The sequence below is a fragment of the Micromonospora sp. NPDC005087 genome (genome assembly GCF_042872965.1).
GTDB lineage: Bacteria > Actinomycetota > Actinomycetes > Mycobacteriales > Micromonosporaceae > Micromonospora.
This window is the reverse complement of sequence record NZ_JBIALB010000004.1, coordinates 468,334-485,983: the sequence shown is the minus strand read 5'-3', so window position 1 is coordinate 485,983 and position 17,650 is coordinate 468,334. Positions and strand designations below refer to the sequence as shown.

The 17,650-nt window shown below is 70.3% G+C and carries 18 protein-coding genes and 4 tRNA genes; 3 read left to right on the top strand and 19 right to left on the bottom strand.

Going from position 1 to position 17,650, the window contains the following annotated elements; genetic code table 11:
• Positions 1-37: 37 nt before the first annotated feature.
• The 14 genes from rplA to ACFYPS_RS13335 form a co-directional block, all read right to left on the bottom strand.
• Complete coding sequence (gene rplA / locus ACFYPS_RS13400) at positions 38-754, bottom strand: 50S ribosomal protein L1 (protein ID WP_354964805.1); 717 nt, start codon at positions 752-754, stop codon at positions 38-40.
• A gap of 73 nt (positions 755-827) precedes the next feature.
• On the bottom strand, positions 828-1,259 hold the full coding sequence (gene rplK, locus ACFYPS_RS13395) for a 50S ribosomal protein L11 (protein ID WP_053653970.1): 432 nt from the start codon (positions 1,257-1,259) through the stop codon (positions 828-830).
• Between the two features lie 187 nt (positions 1,260-1,446).
• Positions 1,447-2,169 carry a transcription termination/antitermination protein NusG gene (nusG, locus tag ACFYPS_RS13390; RefSeq protein ID WP_354964807.1) on the bottom strand — a complete coding sequence of 241 codons (723 nt, stop codon included), beginning with the start codon at positions 2,167-2,169 and terminating at the stop codon, positions 1,447-1,449.
• A gap of 41 nt (positions 2,170-2,210) precedes the next feature.
• The gene (secE, locus tag ACFYPS_RS13385; RefSeq protein WP_089018931.1) at positions 2,211-2,603 is read right to left on the bottom strand and encodes a preprotein translocase subunit SecE; all 393 of its coding nucleotides are present in this window, start codon (positions 2,601-2,603) and stop codon (positions 2,211-2,213) included.
• 210 nt (positions 2,604-2,813) lie between these two features.
• A tRNA-Trp gene (locus tag ACFYPS_RS13380) sits at positions 2,814-2,886 on the bottom strand.
• Positions 2,887-3,014: 128 nt separating this feature from the next.
• Complete coding sequence (locus ACFYPS_RS13375; RefSeq protein WP_354964808.1) at positions 3,015-3,407, bottom strand: MaoC family dehydratase; 393 nt, start codon at positions 3,405-3,407, stop codon at positions 3,015-3,017.
• Between the two features lies 1 nt (position 3,408).
• Positions 3,409-3,855: a MaoC family dehydratase N-terminal domain-containing protein gene (locus ACFYPS_RS13370; RefSeq protein WP_074314636.1), complete on the bottom strand. Its 447-nt coding sequence runs from the start codon at positions 3,853-3,855 to the stop codon at positions 3,409-3,411.
• A 126-nt stretch (positions 3,856-3,981) separates the two neighbouring features.
• A complete protein-coding gene (gene rpmG / locus ACFYPS_RS13365) occupies positions 3,982-4,149 on the bottom strand; it encodes a 50S ribosomal protein L33 (RefSeq protein WP_007073056.1) in 168 nt (55 codons plus the stop codon).
• Positions 4,150-4,281: 132 nt separating this feature from the next.
• Positions 4,282-4,354 (bottom strand) — tRNA-Met (locus tag ACFYPS_RS13360).
• Between the two features lie 24 nt (positions 4,355-4,378).
• Positions 4,379-4,451 (bottom strand) — tRNA-Thr (locus ACFYPS_RS13355).
• Between the two features lie 93 nt (positions 4,452-4,544).
• Positions 4,545-7,073, bottom strand: coding sequence for a bifunctional diguanylate cyclase/phosphodiesterase (locus tag ACFYPS_RS13350; RefSeq protein ID WP_354964809.1), 2,529 nt, complete (start codon positions 7,071-7,073; stop codon positions 4,545-4,547).
• Positions 7,074-7,188: 115 nt separating this feature from the next.
• The gene (locus ACFYPS_RS13345; RefSeq protein WP_354964810.1) at positions 7,189-7,380 is read right to left on the bottom strand and encodes a hypothetical protein; all 192 of its coding nucleotides are present in this window, start codon (positions 7,378-7,380) and stop codon (positions 7,189-7,191) included.
• 573 nt (positions 7,381-7,953) lie between these two features.
• Positions 7,954-9,150 (bottom strand): epoxide hydrolase family protein, encoded by a 1,197-nt coding sequence (locus ACFYPS_RS13340; protein WP_354964811.1) that lies wholly within the window; start codon positions 9,148-9,150, stop codon positions 7,954-7,956.
• 183 nt (positions 9,151-9,333) lie between these two features.
• A tRNA-Tyr gene (locus ACFYPS_RS13335) sits at positions 9,334-9,417 on the bottom strand.
• Between the two features lie 147 nt (positions 9,418-9,564).
• On the opposite strand from ACFYPS_RS13335, the gene ACFYPS_RS13330 reads away from it, so the two are divergent.
• Together ACFYPS_RS13330 and ACFYPS_RS13325 are read left to right on the top strand one after the other, a co-directional pair.
• Positions 9,565-10,059, top strand: coding sequence for a YajQ family cyclic di-GMP-binding protein (locus ACFYPS_RS13330; RefSeq protein ID WP_354964812.1), 495 nt, complete (start codon positions 9,565-9,567; stop codon positions 10,057-10,059).
• Positions 10,060-10,241: 182 nt separating this feature from the next.
• Positions 10,242-10,676, top strand: coding sequence for a hypothetical protein (locus ACFYPS_RS13325; RefSeq protein ID WP_354964813.1), 435 nt, complete (start codon positions 10,242-10,244; stop codon positions 10,674-10,676).
• 108 nt (positions 10,677-10,784) lie between these two features.
• Here the strand turns inward: ACFYPS_RS13325 and ACFYPS_RS13320 are convergent, their stop codons facing one another.
• Positions 10,785-11,312: a dihydrofolate reductase family protein gene (locus ACFYPS_RS13320; protein WP_387324553.1), complete on the bottom strand. Its 528-nt coding sequence runs from the start codon at positions 11,310-11,312 to the stop codon at positions 10,785-10,787.
• A gap of 93 nt (positions 11,313-11,405) precedes the next feature.
• Between ACFYPS_RS13320 and ACFYPS_RS13315 the strand changes: the two genes are divergently transcribed.
• The gene (locus ACFYPS_RS13315; protein WP_354964815.1) at positions 11,406-12,173 is read left to right on the top strand and encodes a MerR family transcriptional regulator; all 768 of its coding nucleotides are present in this window, start codon (positions 11,406-11,408) and stop codon (positions 12,171-12,173) included.
• A gap of 19 nt (positions 12,174-12,192) precedes the next feature.
• On the opposite strand, the gene ACFYPS_RS13310 is transcribed toward ACFYPS_RS13315, so the two are convergent.
• The 4 genes from ACFYPS_RS13310 to ACFYPS_RS13295 all read right to left on the bottom strand — a co-directional run bounded on the left by ACFYPS_RS13310 (position 12,193) and on the right by ACFYPS_RS13295 (position 17,577).
• Positions 12,193-13,452 carry an MFS transporter gene (locus tag ACFYPS_RS13310; RefSeq protein ID WP_354964816.1) on the bottom strand — a complete coding sequence of 420 codons (1,260 nt, stop codon included), beginning with the start codon at positions 13,450-13,452 and terminating at the stop codon, positions 12,193-12,195.
• 141 nt (positions 13,453-13,593) lie between these two features.
• A complete protein-coding gene (htpX, locus tag ACFYPS_RS13305) occupies positions 13,594-14,469 on the bottom strand; it encodes a zinc metalloprotease HtpX (protein ID WP_354964817.1) in 876 nt (291 codons plus the stop codon).
• A 112-nt stretch (positions 14,470-14,581) separates the two neighbouring features.
• A complete protein-coding gene (locus ACFYPS_RS13300) occupies positions 14,582-16,072 on the bottom strand; it encodes a proton-conducting transporter membrane subunit (protein WP_354964818.1) in 1,491 nt (496 codons plus the stop codon).
• A complete protein-coding gene (locus ACFYPS_RS13295) occupies positions 16,069-17,577 on the bottom strand; it encodes a NuoM family protein (protein ID WP_387324548.1) in 1,509 nt (502 codons plus the stop codon). The genes ACFYPS_RS13300 and ACFYPS_RS13295 overlap by 4 nt, the downstream gene beginning before the upstream one ends.
• Positions 17,578-17,650: the final 73 nt, after the last annotated feature.

The following is a 17,650-nucleotide window of genomic DNA, read 5'->3' as shown; positions in this document are numbered from 1 at the left end:
GTGGCGGCGCCCCGGTGGAGCGAAGTGTCGGCTCGGCTCAGGCCTCGGCCGAGTCCTCGCGCAGGTTCTTCACCAGGTTGGGGTCGACCGGGACACCCGGGCCCATCGTGGTGGTCAGGATGACCTTGCGGAGGTACTTGCCCTTCGCCGCGGACGGCTTGGCGCGCAGCACCTCGTCGAGCACCGCGGCGTAGTTGTCCACCAGCTGGCTCTCCGAGAAGGAGGCCTTGCCGATGATCAGGTGCAGGTTGGAGTGCTTGTCCACCCGGAAGGTGATCTTGCCGCCCTTAATGTCCTGCACGGCCTTGGTGACGTCCATGGTCACCGTGCCGGTCTTCGGGTTCGGCATGAGACCGCGCGGGCCCAGGATCCGCGCGATCCGGCCGATCTTGGCCATCTGGTCCGGCGTGGCGATCGCCGCGTCGAAGTCGAGCCAACCGCCCTGGATCCGGGCGACCAGCTCGTCGGTGCCCACCTCGTCCGCACCCGCCGCGGTGGCCTCATCGGCCTTCGCGCCGGCGGCGAAGACGATCACGCGGGCGGTCTTACCGGTGCCGTGCGGCAGGTTGACCGTGCCGCGGACCATCTGGTCCGCCTTGCGGGGGTCGACGCCGAGGCGCATGGCGACCTCGACCGTGGCGTCGAACTTGACGTTGGTGGTCTCCTTGGCCAGCTTCACGGCCTCGGAGGGGGTGTAGAGCTTGGACCGGTCGATGACATCGGCGGCCTTGCGGTAGCTCTTGCTGCGCTGCATTGCTGAATACTCCTGTGGTCTCTGGCGGGCCGCTCGGCGCGGGCCCTCCCACGGTGGTCGGCCTAGGCCGAGGTCAGTCGTTGACGGTGATGCCCATCGACCGGGCGGTGCCGGCGATGATCTTCTCGGCCTGGTCCAGGTCGTTGGCGTTGAGGTCGGCCATCTTCTTCTCGGCGATCTCACGCAGCTGGGCGCGGCTGACCGAGCCGACCTTCTCGCTCTGCGGAACGCCCGAGCCCTTCTGCACACCGGCGGCCTTGATCAGCAGCCGGGCAGCGGGCGGGGTCTTCAGCACGAAGGTGAAGGACCGGTCCTCGTACACGCTGATCTCGGCGGGGACGATGTCGCCCCGCTGGGATTCGGTCTGCGCGTTGTAGGACTTGCAGAACTCCATGATGTTCACGCCGTGCTGGCCGAGCGCGGGGCCGACCGGCGGCGCCGGCGTGGCCTGGCCCGCCGGCAGCTGAAGCGTGAACGTCTTGACGAGCTTCTTCTTCGGAGGCATGTCACTTCCTGGGGCTTGGAGCTGGGAAAATGCGGCTGACACCGCCCTCGGGGCGCGCACGGTCAGCGCGGTGCGACAGCGGCGACGTTCAAGAGTAGCGCAGGCCGCAGCCCACTCGTCCGCCGAGGTCGAGCGGGAGGGCGTACGCCGACGTCAGCGGCGGGCCGGGCCCGCCGCCGACGACCGGTCAGATCTTGGCGACCTGGTTGAAGTTGAGCTCCACCGGGGTCTCCCGGCCGAAGATCGACACCAGCACCTTGAGCTTCTGCTGGTCGGCGTTGATCTCGCTGATCGTGGCCGGCAGCGACGCGAACGCGCCGTCGGTGACGGTGACCGAGTCGCCCACCTCGAAGTCGAGGACCTTGATCTCGGGCTTCGCCTTCTTCTGCTCGGTCTCGATCGCCGGCGCCAGCCACTTCAGCACCTCGTCGAGGGAGAGCGGCGCGGGCCGGTCGGCCCGGTCGGTCGCGCCGACGAAGCCGGTCACGCCCGGGGTGTTACGGACACAGGAGTAGGACTCGGCGGTCAGCTCCATCCGAACCAGGATGTAGCCCGGGAAGACCTTGGCCTGGATCTGCGAACGCTTGCCGTTCTTGACCTCGACCTCTTCCCGGGTCGGCACCTCGACCTGGTAAATGAAGTCCTCCATGTCGAGGCTCGTGATCCGGGTCTCGAGGTTGGTCTTGACCTTGTTCTCGTAGCCGGCGTAGGAGTGCACCACGTACCAGTCACCCGGCGCGTAGCGCAGCTTCTGCCGCAGCTCGGCGACCGGGTCGTACTCCTCGTCCGGGGCGGGCTCGGTGGTTGGGAACTCCGGCTCGCTGGCGGCCTCAACCGACTCGTCACCAGCCGCCGTCGCGACCGTGGACTGCTCGTCCACCGGTCCGGCGGTCTCGTCGTACTCAGGCACGCTCGCTCACTTCCGTCACTATCGGCTCTGGAGGCAGCCGGTCAGCTCGAGTTGCCGAAGACAAACAGCACGACCTTGGCGAAGCCGTAGTCCAGCACACCCACGATCGTCAGCATCACTGCGACGAACGCCACCACCACGGCGGTGTATGTCAGCAACTCCTTGCGCGTCGGCCAGATGACCTTACGCAGCTCGGCCACTACCTCGCGGAAAAACCGGGCGATGCGGCCGAACACGCCCACCCGACCGGTCTCCGACCGGGTGGTCGGCCGGCTGTCCGCCGACTCCGCCCGGGCGCGGGACCGCGTCGCGGTGCCTCCCCGGGAGACCGGCTCGTCCGCGCTGGTGGCGTCGTCGTCGGCTACGTCGTCGACGACCTCGTCGTCCAGACGATCGTCGCCGGCGTCCTCGCCGCGCCGCTTGTTGTCGGCCACTTCGCCCTCCGTCGCGGAATCTCGGGTCGCACGCCGGACGGCGTGCGCGGCGCTGTCACGCCGGCCGGACCAACCGTCCCGCGACGGGCCGCGGCCGGTGGATCAACCGGGGGGCCCGATGCCTCGGAACCACCCCGCCAATGCCACCACCACGGGCCGGACGCCGCCATCTCGGCGGCGCGACCCACGGGAACGGTCAGGCCTGAGGCGCAGGGGTGACAGGACTTGAACCTGCAGCCTGCGGTTTTGGAGACCGCTGCTCTGCCAATTGAGCTACACCCCTGTGCGGCAACTCTCGCCCCACGCGGCCACAGACGGCCGAGCAGGGGTCACTTGCCCCACGGCGGACCAGTGTACGGGTAGCCGCCCGACTTTCCCAACCGGTCTCCCCGCCTCGCGTGGCGGGAAGATTCAGCGTGCCGTCCGGATGGTGGCCCGCGCCTGCGAGAGCACCTTTTCACCCAGGCAGGTGGCGGTCACGTCGAGCCGGGTCAGGCCGTCCTCGGTCACCTCACGGACCACCGCGGTGACCTCGATCTCGGTCCCCTGGTCGTCGTCGGGGACCACGACCGGCCGGGTGAACCGGACGCCGTAGTCGACCACCGCGTCGGGCGACCCGGCCCACTCGGTGACGGCCCGGCCGACCAGCGCCATGGTGAACATGCCGTGCGCGATCACCCCGGGCAGACCCACCTTGGTGGCGAACCGGTCGCTCCAGTGGATCGGGTTGAAGTCGCCCGAGGCGCCGGCGTAGCGGACCAGGTCCGCGCGGGTCACCTGGAACGTCTTGGCTGGCAGCTCCATCTCACGCCTCCCCACGTACGACGATCTTGGACCAGACGGCGACCACCGGCTCGCCGGCGACCGTGCTCACGTCGGTGCGGGTGGTCAGGAAGCCGTGCCCGCCCCGGGTGGTGACGTCCTCGATGGTGCTCGCGCACACCAGCTCATCGCCGGCGACCACCGGCCGGGTGTACGCGAACCGCTGGTCGCCGTGCACCACGCGGCTGTAGTCGACGCCGAGCGCCGGGTCCTCGACGATCTGGCGGCTCGCGGCCATCGTGACGACCACCGGAAAGGTCGGCGGGGCGACCACGTCCGGGTGGCCCAGCGCCCGGGCCGCCTCCGGGTCGTGGTGGGCCGGGTCGGTGGCGCCGATGGCGGTGGCGAACTCACGGATCTTTTCTCGGCCCACCTGGTAGGGGGCGGTCGGCGGATAGGTCCGGCCGACGAAGGAAGGGTCCAGAGACATGCCGCGAACCTACACGGAGAACACAATCGCCGATCTGCTCGGTCGGCGGCGGCGGAGCCGCGCCGGCCCGGCCAGATCGGCGATCGGGAAAGCTTCAACAATGGCCGGCGTGGGGCCGGCCGCAGGTCAGCGGGTCTCGCGGTGGACCGTGTGCCGACCGTCGCGCGGGCAGAACTTCTTCAGCTCGATGCGGTCGGGGTCGTTACGACGGTTCTTGCGCGTGATGTAGTTGCGCTCCTTGCACTCCACACACGCCAAAGTGATCTTCGGCCGGACATCGGTAGCCTTCGCCACGGCGGAGTGCCTTCCTCGCTAACGGAAACAACTACGACGCGTCAGCCTAGTCGCTGACTGCGCGGACATGCAAAGTGAGCGCCAGTGGCGCCCATCCCCACGGCCACCGGGACCGTGCCCGGAAGACGAGAGTAGCGGTGGCCGGACTTGAACCGGCGACACAGCGATTATGAGCCGCTTGCTCTGCCATCTGAGCTACACCGCCGCGGTGGGTCCAGCTGAACCCTCGAGCCCCCTTACGGAATCGAACCGTAGACCTTCTCCTTACCATGGAGACGCTCTGCCGACTGAGCTAAGGGGGCCTGCGCGATCTCCCCTGGAGGCGCGCAGAAGTAAGAGTACACGGCCCGGCTCGACAGGTGAAATCGGATCCCCGATGATCGTCCGCGCCCAGCTCAGGGCACGACACGAAGGCGTGGGAGCTCCCCGCCGGAGATCGTTTCCGGGTCGGCCTGGGCGCCGAACCAGGCGGCCAGACGCTCGTACGGCAGCGGTCGGCTGAACAGGAAGCCCTGACCGATCTCGCAGCCGATGTCCTGGAGGAGCTCCAGGGTCAGCTCACTCTCCACACCCTCGGCGACCACGGCCAGGCCGAACTGCTGGGACAGGGTCACCACCGCGTTGACGATCGCCAGGTCACCCGGGTCGGTCGCCATGCCCTGCACGAAGGAGCGGTCCACCTTCACCTCGTGCACCGGCAGCCGACGGAGGTGGGCCAGGGACGAGTCGCCGGTGCCGAAGTCGTCCACCGACAGCCGGACGCCGAGGTCGCGCAGTCGGCGCAGGGTCGGAATGGGCCGGTCGGTGCCGTCCAGCACCCCCGCCTCGGTGATCTCCAGGGTGAGGCGTTGCGCCGGCACCCCGTACTCCGTCAACAGCTCCTGCACCCGGTCCGGGAAATGCTGGTCGGTGAGCGTACGGGCCGAGAGGTTGACCGCGATGGACAGCGGCTGTTCGGCCAGTGCCCAGTCCCGGCTGCGGCGCAGCCCCTCGCGGAGCACCACCTCGGTGAGCCGGCTCAACTGGCCGGTGTGTTCGGCCACCGCCACGAAGTCTTCGGGGGCCACGGTGCCGTGCGTCGGGTGCTCCCACCGGGCCAGGCACTCGACACCGACCAGGTGGCGGTCCCGCAGAGTGACCTTGGGCTGGAAGTAGACCTCCAGCTCGTCATGGTCCAGTGCTCGGCGCAGATCGCCGGCGAGACCCAGCCGGCGCAGCGATCGGGACTCCAGCGCAGGGTTGAACAGCTGTACGCTGCCCGGCACCGACTTGGCGGCCGTGGCGGCGAGGTCGACCCGGAGCAGCAGGGTCGCCGCGTCGCTGCCATGATCCGGGTGTACGGCCACCCCGACGGCGGTGTTCACGTCGAGGGTGAGCGCGTCGAAGACCATCTCGTCGCGGATCTGGTCGCGCAACTGGCCGGCCAGCTCCAGTGCCGCGTCGGCGCTCTCCAACCGCAGCGTCACCAGGAACTCGTCCCCACCGGCCCGGCCGACCAGGGCCGACGACGGCGCGCTGGCCCGCAACCGGTTGGCGACCTCGGCGAGGACCTTGTCACCCGCCGCGTGGCCGAGCGACTCGTTGACCTGCCGCAACCCGTCGACGTCGAAGAGCAGCAAGGCCACCACCTCGCCGTCGGTGCGGATCTTGACCGACTCCTCCAGTGCGCCGGTGATCCGCCGCCGATTGGGCAGCTTGGTCAGGGCGTCGTGGTACGCGTCGTGTCGCAACCGATCGACCAGCCGAGAATTCTCCAGGGCCACCGCGGCGTGCGCGGCCACCGTCTCGAAGACGGCGATGTCCGCGGGCGTGAAGTTGTTGCCATCACCGAGGCGATTGGCCACCTCGAGGGTGCCGATGACGACCTGACCAGACCGCAGCGGCACCACTACCACGTCCTTGATCCGCCGTTCGGCCAGATCGGCGCGGAACTCTCCGTCGGTGGTCACACCGCGGCCGACGGCAATCGTGCGCCGGGTGTCGCGGACCCGCTCCCGGATCGTCGGCGGGGTGAGCGCCAGGTCGAGCAGACCGGGGTCGTCCACCCGGGCAGTCAACAAGGTCTCGGGGTGCCGCCCCTGGGCCGGGAGCCACAGCGTCGCGTACTCCACCTGCATCAGAGCGCGGACCCGGCCGAGCAGCGCGTCCGCCAGCCTGCCGCTGTGCCCGCTCTCGACCACCGCGCGGGTCAGGTCGTACAGGTCGGTGAGGGTGCGGTGCTGACGGAAGAACTGGGCGTAGGCCCGATAGACCAGGACAAGGCCGGCGCCGAGGGCGGCGAGCAGGAGCAGCGACCACCACGTGCTCCGGACCATGATCAGCACAATCAGGCCAACCGACACGTTGATCGCCGCGGTGAGCACCGCCGGCGTGGCGGTACGCAATGTCCCGCGCCCGGTCTGCCAGCCGTGCAGCAGCGTGTGCACCGCGGCCACGCTGGCGTAACTGATCAGGATCACCATGCTTACGGCGGCGAAGATGCTGACCCAAGTGCTTGGCCCCACCCCCTTGATGGGCGGGAATGCCTGGAGGACCAAGACGGCCAGTGACGTCCCCGCAGCGGCCCGCGCCACGTTGAACCACACTTTGGGCGCCGAAAACCGCTGCCGAGTGTGGGTGATGAGCGAACTCAACGTGTAGATGACCACCACCGTCAGCGGCGGCAGAAAGTAGAGCGCGAGGACCATTGGCAGCTCGGTGAGCGTGACACCGATCGTCTGCCGCCGAACAACCAGGCTGAGCAGCGGCAACCCCGCCACGATCATCAGGACGAGAAGAAGAGCTGCCTCCGGCCAGTCGCCGAATGGCTCCTTCGCGACCAACCCCGTGATGGTGGCGCAGGTGACCGCGATCAAAGCGAGAGGCGCGGTGATGATCCATGCGTCCTCGGACGACCTGCGCCGGGGTTGACCGCGACCGATCATGGCGCTCCTTCGGAATGACGCCGAGCGGTCACGACACCGTCACGGAGCACTCCGCCATTGGCGCGTGGCGCCCCGAACAGCCCAATTGGATGACGGACCCAGGGCGCCCAGCCGCTCACTGCCAGACGATGTCTGCCGTCTGCGCGGTCGGCCTGACGTGGTCACCCCGCACCTGCCAGACAATGTCGCCAGCCTGCACGCTCTGCCACACAATGTCGCCAGCCTGCACGCTCTGCCAGACAATGTCGCCAGCCTGCGCGCCGCCCCCTGCGCTGCCGCCGAGACTGACACCGCCGATGCCGCTCACGAGTGCGGCGAGGACTAGAAGTGAGCCAAACAGCCGGCCCAACCTACGACCAGACATGATTGCTCCTGTCGGAAAGTATCGTGGGGGTAGTGGAGGTTCCACGATCGTGCCACAGTGAGCGCAGCCAGAGAAGTGGTGGGCGGCCCGAATGGCCCCACCGTCTGTGACTTCCCGCCGTTCGGCCCACCGCCCTCATCACGCCGGGCCTGATCACGAGCCCGCAGGGCAGCTCACCGCTTCGTACAGCATTGAATACGACCTTCAACACAATTCGGCTCAGCCGTGCTGGGGCGATCAAATCTGGCGAGCCGGTCACTGTCAGTGACGGGCCTCAAGGGTAGGACGCGCTTGCGCTCCGTGTCCAGCCATCGACCACCATACCGGGTCTTCGCCAGCGCGCCAGCACCTCGACGGATCCCTTCCGGATCCACGGCTGGCGGCTCGAAGAACGCTGCACCAGCCCAAGGACAGGCCGAGGTGAGATCCCGTCTGGATGGCCTTCCTCGCCAGGCCGAGCCACCGTCGCGCCCGACGGTGAACTGCCTACGCTTTGGCGACCTCGGACGTACGAGCTCAGGAGCTCCGAAGCGGCCGGAACACGGCCCGCACCTCGGTGGAGAAGAGCTCCGGTTCCTCCCAGGCGGCGAAGTGGCCGCCGCGGTCGACCTCGTTGAAGTACGCGAGGTCGGGGTAGACCGTCTCGGCCCAGCTACGCGGGGCAGCCCAGATCTCGTCGGGGAACGTCGTGAAGCCGACCGGAACCGAGACCGGCGGAGGCGCCTGGCCGGACGCGGTGGCTGCGGCGATGGTCCGTCCAAATTCCCAGTACCACCGGGCGGCCGAGGCGCCGGTGCCCGTCAGCCAGTACAGCGTGATGTTGTCGACGATGCTGTCACGGGTCAGGTTGCCCACCGGCTTGCCGTCGACGAACGCGCGGGAGATCTTGTAATAGCTGTCCGTGTCGTGGTCGAGCATCCAGGCCGCCAGCCCGACGGGTGAATCCAGCAGGGAGTAGCCGATCGTCTGCGGCCGGGTGGACTGCTCCAGGAAGTAGCCGAAGCCGTCCATTGTGAACGTGTTGAGCGCGTCGAGCGCCACGCGCTCCTGCTCGGACTTCGCCGGCAGTTTGTCCTTGATACCGATCGCCCCGGCGAGCAGATTGACGTGGATGCCGACCAGGCCATCGGGTCCCTGGCGGCCCATCGCGTCCGTGACGGCGGCACCCACGTCACCACCCTGGGCGACGTAGCGCGTGTAGCCGAGGCGGGCCATCAGCTGCGCCCACGCGCCGGCCATGCGGTTGGAGTCCCAGCCGAGCTCGGTCGGCTCACCCGAGAAGCCGTAGCCAGGCAGGGACGGCAGCACCAGATGGAAGGCGTCCTCGGCGGCGGCGCCGTGCGCGGTCGGGTCGGTGAGCGGCCCGACGGTCCCGAGCAGTTCGACGACCGACCCTGGCCAGCCGTGCGTCATGATCAGCGGCAGGGCGTCCTCGTGCTGCGACCGTACGTGGATGAAGTGGATCTCGACGCCGTCGATGACGGTCGTGTACTGCGGCATGGCGTTCAGCTTCGCCTCACACGCACGCCAGTCGTAGTCGGTCGTCCAGTAGCGGGCCAGCTCCTGGACCGTCGCCAACTGCACGCCCTGGGAGCGATCGGTGACCAGCTCTCGGGTGGGCCAGCGCGTGGCCGCGATCCGGCGCCGCATGTCGTCGATCACTTCTTCCGGCGTGTCGAGCCGAAAGGGGCGGATCTCGTTGTCGTCAGACATGTTCTCCACCTACCGGGTCGGATCGACCGGCACCGGGCGCCGGCGAGCTGGCACGCGCCCAGTCTCGCAGCGGACCCGCAACCGGCGCACCGAAACGCGAATTCGCGCCTGGGTCCAGCCCGTGGCCTCCACGAGAAAGACCCCGGAGCGCGTTTCCGCAGCTCACGGGGTCATCTCTGCACCTGGTGGCGGGTAGAGGATTCGAACCTCTGTAGCTTTCGCGACGGATTTACAGTCCGCTCCCATTGGCCGCTCGGGCAACCCGCCAGGGCACCCCACCGCGTCGTAACGCGGCGGCGGAAGCAAGGATAGCGGCTCACCCCGGCACCGGCGCAACCGGGTACGGTCAGGGGGTCGTGCTGCCGGTCGGCGGCCGACGGCAGGCCCAGTCCGCCGGACAGCAGGAGCAGAAGCATGGCAGCGAACCCGTCGTTCGACATCGTGAGCAAGGTCGACCGCCAGGAGGTCGACAACGCCCTCCGCCAGGCGGAGAAGGAGTTCTCGACGCGGTTCGACTTTCGTGGCACCGGCGCGGAGATCTCCTGGTCGGGCGAGGAGGCGATCGGCCTCCAGGCGGAGACCGAGGAGCGGGTGCGCGCCGCGCTGGACGTTTTCAAGGAGAAGTTGGTCAAGCGGAACATCTCGCTGAAGTCGTTGGACGCCGGCGATCCGCGCCCGTCCGGCAAGGTATTCAAGATCGACTGCAAGGTGATCCAGGGCATCGAGACGGACAAGGCCAAGGCGATCAGCAAGAAGATCCGCGACGAGGGCCCCAAGGGCGTCCAGGCCCAGATCCAGGGCGACCAGCTGCGCGTCACCGGCAAGAAGAGGGACGACCTCCAGGCGGTCATCTCGCTGCTCAAGGGCGAGGACTTCGGCGTCGCGCTCCAGTTCACCAACTACAGGTAAGGCGGCTTCGGGGCCCGGCCATGGGGCCGATCACGCCTTGTCACCTCGGCAGACGACGGCCTGGGGCTGGTCCTCGTCGGCCCGCCCGAAGCCGGCGTACCTCTTCTGGTGGCCTTTACGGCCGCGACTGCGATGCATCGCGGCATGAGCGATGGGTCGGACCATTCGCTAACGTCTGGCTGGTGGCGGCCGAAGCAGCGGGGGCATTTCGTCGGACTGCGATTGAGCGATCGGATCAGCGAATCGCCTGGGACCGGACGGACCAGGCCTTCTTCGCTGCCGGAGCGTGTCACATCCTGGCCTGGGTGTGCCGGGATTCCTACCCGGATCGGCCGATTGAGATCGCAGGGGTGCGCTTGGCAGACGGCTGGCAGGTCTTCCACGCCTACGCGCTCTGGGATGGCTGGGCGTTCGACCATTCGGGGTGGAACCCCGAGCCGGAATTGCTGACGGCCAACACAGCCTTCGAATGCCGGCCGCTGGAGCGCGTCAAGATCGTGGACAGTCTCGCCGAATTCTGCGAGGCGCACCACTCCCGCATGCCGCACCAGTACTGGCAGGACCCGCTCCCCCGTGCTCGCGACTACGTGAGCCGATACACCCCACCTTGGGCGTAGTTCTGGACTCGGCGCAACCCCTCAGCTACAAGAACCCGCTGAGCAACAGGTACCCGCCGCCAACCTCACCCGCCGCCTGAAGCGGTTTCCGGCGACGCCACACACGGCTCAATAGATGACGCTGTACCAGTGGGCGGTCTCGCCGGGAATCGGTGCCAATCGCACCCTGGTTCCGCCCGGCTGGTCGAACATGCGTACCCCGTCGCCGAGCAGCACCGGGGCGAAGAGCATCAGGATCTCGTCGAGCAGCCCGGCCTGGATGCACTGTCTGGCGACGTTCGCGCCGAGGACGTTCACGTACCTGTCCCCGGCGGCCTCCTTGGCCTGCGCGACGGCGCTGTGCAGGTCGCCGGCGAAGGTGACGCCCGGGGCTGGCTCGACCGGCGGCCGGTGGGTGAGCACGACCACCGGTCCGTGGTACCGACCGCCGAAGGCCCCTTCGCTGTCGGTGCCGCGGTTCGGGTCGTCGCCGCCGAAGGTGCTGTTGCCGGCCAGGATCGCGCCGATGTTGGCCAACAGGTGGTCCGCCGTCGGGTTCTCGCCGACGAGGTGCTCGGTCAGCCAGGACATGTCACCACCCGAGCCGGCGATGTAGCCGTCGAGTGACGCTGTCGCGGAGTACAGCAGCTTTGCCATGGGTCTCCTTCCACTGGTCGGTCCGAAGACCGCCTAGAGCCGGAAGGGTGCGGGCTTGCATCCGGTACCTGGGTACGGGCTTACCGTCGGGTGGTGAGCGACCGACACCCTGGGACGGACGATACGTGGGTCCCCGACTCCTGTGACCTGCCCACCGCCGAGCAGCCCGTGCGCCTCGCCGAGTTCGACCGCTTCTTCGCCGACGCCGTCCGACGGCTCGATCGGCCGTCCGCGCAGCTCCTGCGGCTGCACCTGGTCGGCACGGCGGAGGCCGAGCGCGCCGCCCGGGACCTGACCGCCCGTGAGTCGGCGTGCTGCTCGTTCTTCACCTTCGAGGTCACGCGGACCGGCCGGGACGCGGTGACGCTCGACGTACGGGTGCCGGCCTCGCACGTCGGCGTTCTCGACGGCCTGGCGGAGCGGGCGCGGCCCGTCGGCGTACCCGGGTCGGCCGGGTCGTGGTTGCGCAGCGGTCAACTGGCCGACGCGGCGGGGGTGAACCCGCAGACGCTGCGCTACTACGAACGTCGTGGCCTGCTGGCCGCGCCACGGCGCTCGCCCGGAGGGCACCGGCTGTACCCGGCGGAGTCGGTCACCCGGCTGCGGGTCATCAAGACCGCGCAGCGTCTCGGCTTCACGCTCGGCGAGGTCGCCGACCTGCTCCACGCCGGCCAGCGGCATCACCGCCCGAGCACGGGCCTACCGGCTCAGGCCACGGCCAAGCTGGCCGAGGTGGAGCGGAGGCTGGCCGACCTGACGGCCGTCCGAGACACCCTGCGAGCGGCGATCTCCGCCGGCTGCGACGACCTGGTGGCCTGCGCCGGCAGCTCCGGCTGCCCGCTCCCGTTCGATCAAGCCTGACCGCGCGGCGGCAGGTGGGTCAGGCGGCGACGGGCTCGTCGGTGCGTACCGTCGAAATCTCCGCGCGGGCGATCGGCCCGGCGGGCAGCGCGGCGACCGCGGCCCCGACGGCGACCGACGCCCCCGCGAACAGGAACGCCCACGGCACACCGCCGGCGTGGTCCACGATCAGGCCGGCCACCGCGCCGCCGGCGGCGCTCGCCGCCACCGACATGGTCACCACCCAGGTGTACGCCTCGTTCAGCATGCCGGTCGGCGCGATCCGGCCGACCAGGGTGTTCTCCAGGGTCAGCGCGGGAGCGATGGTGGCCCCGCCGACGACCAGCGCGACACCCAGCGCCAGCGGCGTGGGCATGACCGCGAACACCACGAAGGTGCCGGCGAGCGCGGCGAGCAGCATGGCGAACTGCCGGGTCATGTTCGGGGACGGCCGGCGGACACCGAACCAGAAGCCTCCGGCCGCGCTGCCGATCCCCCAGACCGCCAGCAGGATCCCGGCCAGGCTCTCCGGGTCGTCGGCGGTGTAGTTGCCGGCGTACGCCGGGACAATCACGCCGGCCGCGCCGAACGCGATGCCGAGGCTGGCCACGCAGACCAGCAGGGCCGGGAAGCCCCCCACCCGCAGCGGGCCGAGCCCCCGGGCGTGGTGCTCACGCGAGTGCGGACGCCAGCCACGCATCACACGGCCGAGGGCGACGGCGGTGGTGCCGACCAGGGTGACCACGGCCGCCCCGATCAGCGCGGCCGCGGCGTCGGCGAACAGCACGAAGCCGGCGACGAGCAGCGGGCCGAGCACGAAGACGATCTCGAACAGCGAGGTCTCCGCGGCCAGGGCGGTGTTGCGCAGGTGGTACCGGTCGGAGCCGGGGCCGGTGAGGTCGTTCCACGCACCACGGATCGCGGCGGTGAGCGGCGGGTAGGTCGCTCCGGCGATGCCGGCGGCCAGGTAGATGGCGGGAAGGGCGTCGTCGCCCGACCGGCTGGCCAGCAGCAGCCCGATCAGCGCCAGCGGGTGGGCCACCGCGGTGACCAGCAGGACCGGGCTCGGGCCGACCCGGTCGGCGATCCGGCCGGCCACCGGGCTGAGCGCGGCACCGGCGACGGCGTAGATCCCGCCGGCGACGGCGGCGAGAGCGTACCGCCCGGTCACCTGCTCGACCACCAGCAGCAGCGCCAGCGGGGTCATGCCGATCCCGAGTCGCCCGATGATGCCGGTGATCAGCAGCATCGGCGCGCCGGGGATCCGCCAGACACCCAGGTACTGGCGCAGTGCGGCCACCGTGAACCTCCAGAGAATGTAATGAGCGTGAGCCGTTCCGACCCTAACGCCGCCGGTCAGTGCGAGGTATCGGATATCGCGGGTGACACAGCACTCCGCCCGCACCCGGTACGGGTGCGGGCGGAGGCTTGGATCAGCGGGTCAGCGCTGGAACTGCACAGGCCCCGAGTTGGCGGCCATCTGCTCCAGCCGGGCGACCCGGTCCTCCATCTTCGGGTGGGTGGAGAAGAGCGCGGCCACGCCGCCGCCCCGGAACGGGTTGGCGATCATGAGGTGCGCGGTGCTGGTGAGCTGGCCCTGTGCCGGCAACGGCCGGCGTCGCGCCACGGCGTCGATCTTGCGAAGTGCGCTCGCGAGGGCAAGCGGGTCACGACTCAACTCGGCGCCCGAGGCGTCCGCCTGGAACTCGCGGCTCCGGCTGATCGCCAGCTGGATCACGGTGGCCGCGATCGGCCCCAGGATCAGGGTCAACAGCAGCACGGCCGGGTTCGGCCGGTCCTCGTCGTCGCCACCGCCCAGCGGGATGAAGAAGGCGATGTTCGCCAGGAAGGTGATGATGCCGGCCAGGCCGGCCGCCACGCTGGAGATCAGGATGTCGCGGTTGTAGACGTGCGACAGTTCGTGCCCGATCACACCGCGCAGCTCGCGGTAGTCGAGGATCTCGGTGATGCCCTGGGTCACGCAGACCGCCGCGTGCTGTGGGTTACGACCCGTGGCGAACGCGTTGGGCTGCGCGGTCGGGCTGACGTAGAGCCGCGGCATCGGCTGCCGGGCCTCGGCCGCCAACTCCCGCACCATCCGGTACAGCTCGGGGAACTCCGCCTCGCTGACCGGTTGCGCCCGCATCGAGCGCAGTGCGAGCTTGTCGGAGTAGAAGTAGGAAATGCCGTTCATGACCAGAGACACGAGGACGGCGATGACCAGGCCGCCACTGCCGCCGAACCCGTAGCCGACCGCCAGGATCAGGGCGGTGAGCAGGCCGAGCAGCGCGGCGGTCTTCAGACGGTTGTGGTGCACAATGTCTCCTTCGGTGCACGGATCGCCGGGATCCGCTGACCGGTGCAACAACCCGGTACCCACCAACCATCCGTCTCAACGCTGAGAATTCACTGAGACCTGCCCGGTGCGATCAACGGCCGGCCAGGTCGAGCACCAACTGCGGGGCGACTCCCAGCACCACGGCAGCCACCGTGGCCACCGCGAGCACCACCGCCACCACACCCACCAGAGGTACGGCCGCCGCACCGCCGGGAACCGCCACGCCCGGCGTCGCCGTCGGCGCCCACAGGGCGGCGGTCATGCGTAGGTAGTAGGCCAGCCCGATCACCGCGTTGACCGCCACCACCAGCGCCAGCCAGGCGGCGCCACCGTCCAGCAGCGCCCGGACCACGGTCACCTTCGCGAACAACCCGGCCAACCCGGGCGGCAGACCGGCCAGGCCGACCAGCGCGAGACCGAGCGCCGCACCCCGCCACGGGTGCCGGCGGGCCGCACCGCGCAGGTCGTCCAGGGTGCCGCCGTCCGCACCCGTCGGGCGCAGGGCGGTCACCCCGGCGAACGCGGCCAGCTCCAGGACCACGAAGAAGACGGTGTACGCCACCGCGGCCGCGTACGCGGCATCCCGTGCCTCGCCCGTACGGCCGGCGGCCAGCGCCAACGCGCCCAGCGGGGCGAGGATGTAACCGGCCTGCGCGACCGAGGACCAGGCGAGCAGCCGGACGGTACGCCGTTGGCGCAGGGCCACGAGGTTGCCGACGGTCATGGTGAGCACCGCGAGCAGGGCCAGCACCGGACCGGTCTGGTCGGCCGGCAGCGACCGCTGCACCACGGCGAGCAACGCGACCACGCCGCCGACCTTCGACGCCGTGGACAGGTACGCGGCCACCGGCAGGGGTGCGCCGTCGTAGGTGGCCGGGGCCCAGGCGTGGAACGGCACCGCCGCCACCTTGAAGGCCAGCCCGAGCAGCAGCAACGCCACCGCGGCGGTGGTCAGCGGCAGGTCCCGCAGCTCCGGCCGCTCGGCGAGCAGCGTGCCGAGCCGGTCCAGGTGCAGCGAGCCGGTCACCGCGTACAGCAGCGCCGCGCCGAGCAGGGCGACCGTGGTGGCCACGACGCTGACCACGAAGAAGGTGACCGCCGCCTCGGCGCTGGCCAGACTCCCCCGGCGCAGGCCGACCAGCACGTACAGCGGCAGGGTAAGCGTCTCCAGGGCGACGATCAGGGTGATGAGGTCACCGGCCGCGCCGAGCACGACGCCGCCGGTCATCGAGCAGGCAAGCAGGAAGCAGTACTCCCCCACCGGTGACCGCCCGGCCCGCAGCGCGGGCACGGACAACCCGAGCACGCCCAGGGTGAGCAGCGCCACCACCGCGCCGACCAGGGCGGCCCGGCCGCCGAAGATCCAGGAGCAGTCGGCGCCGACGCAGAACGTCCGCCGCTCGCCACCCGCCCCGACCAGGGCGGCACCGACGGCGGTGCTGAGCGCCCCGAGCGCGGCCACCACGACCGTGGCCCGCGGGCGGGCCAGCAGCAGGTCGGTGACCAGCACGAGCACGGCGGTACCGGCGGCCAGGTAGGCCGGCAGCAGCGCCACGCTGTCCACGCTCTGCACCGTGTTCATCGGAGGACCACCCCCACCAGGGCGTCGACCGGGGCCTCGGCGACCCCGAGGACCAGCGCCGGGGCCAGCCCGATGGCCAGGGCGAGCAGCACCAGCGGCGCCCACGCGGTCAGCTCGGCCCCGGCCAGGGTGGGACCGACCCCGCCGACGGCGGTGGTCGGCCGGCCGTGGGTGACACGGCGCAGCAGCCGCAGGAAATACGCGGCGGTGAGCGCGCCGCCGAGCGCGGCCAGCACACCGAGGGTGGTCCAGAGCGGGCCGCCCACCTGGATCGCCGCGATCACCGCGAACGCCTCCCCCCAGAAGCCGGCCAGCCCAGGCAGGCCGAGCGACGCGATCGCCGCGAACGCGAGCAGACCGGCCAGCCGGGGCGCGGTCTCCCGCAGCCCGGACAGCTCGGACAGGCTGCCCGTGCCGGTACGGTCCTTCACCGCGCCGGCCAGGAAGAACAGCAGGCCGGTGATCACGCCGTGCGCGACGTTGCCGATCAGCGCCGCCTGGATGCCGGTGGTGGTCAACGTGGCGACGCCCAGCAGCACGAAGCCCATGTGGCCGACGCTGGAGTAAGCGATCAGCCGCTTGACCTCGTCCTGCGCGAGGCAGACCAGCGAGCCGACCAGGATCGCGGCGACGGCCAGCACGCCGAGCACCGGCGCCGCCCAGCGGGCACCCTCCGGCGCCACCCCCACCGCCACCCGGATCAGGCCGTAGGTGCCCATCTTGAGCAGCACCCCGGCCAGCACCACACTGCCCACCGTGGGGGCCTGGGTGTGCGCGTCGGGCAGCCAGGAGTGCAGCGGCCAGAGTGGGCTCTTCACCGCGAAGGCGAGCGCGAGCAGGGTGAACGCGGCGAGCTGGGTGCCCCGGGACAATCCGCCGCCACCGGTCAGCGCCACCACGTCGGCGGTGCCCGCGGCGGCGACCACGACGTACACGCCGACCAGCAGCAGCACCGAGCCGAGCAGGGTGTAGAGCGCGAACTTGCGGGCCGCCCGACGCCGGTCCGCGCCGCCCCAGCCGGCGATGATCGCGTACATCGGCAGCAGGACGACCTCGAAGAAGAGGAAGAACAGCACCAGGTCCAGGGCGAGGAAGGTGCCCAGGATGCCCACCTCGACCACCAGCAGCAACGCGACCAGGGCTCGGCCACTGCCGCCGGCCGGCACCCGCCACAGCGTGTACCCGCAGCACAACAGCGTGAGCAGCGCGGTCAGCACCACCAGCGGCCAGGAGATGCCGTCGACGCCGAGGTGGAAACGCAGATCCAGGCCGGGCACCCAGGGCAGGTCCAGTTGGTGCCAGGGCCGCACCGCCGGCGCGCCGGCCGACCAGGCGACCCAGCTCCGGCCGCCGAACACCAGCGGCACCGCGGCCAGCAGGGTCAACGTCGCCGCCACCGTGCCGACCAGTCGGGCCGTCCGGTCCCGCGGTGTCGCCGCCACCGCAACCGCGCCGAGCGCCGGCAGCGCCAGGACGGCGACCAGCAACACCTGCCCGACACTCATCGGACCGCCTCTGTTCGCGACTGCGGGGCTCGCAACACCGGCTCACTCCTCGCGCTCACCGGACCGCCTCTGC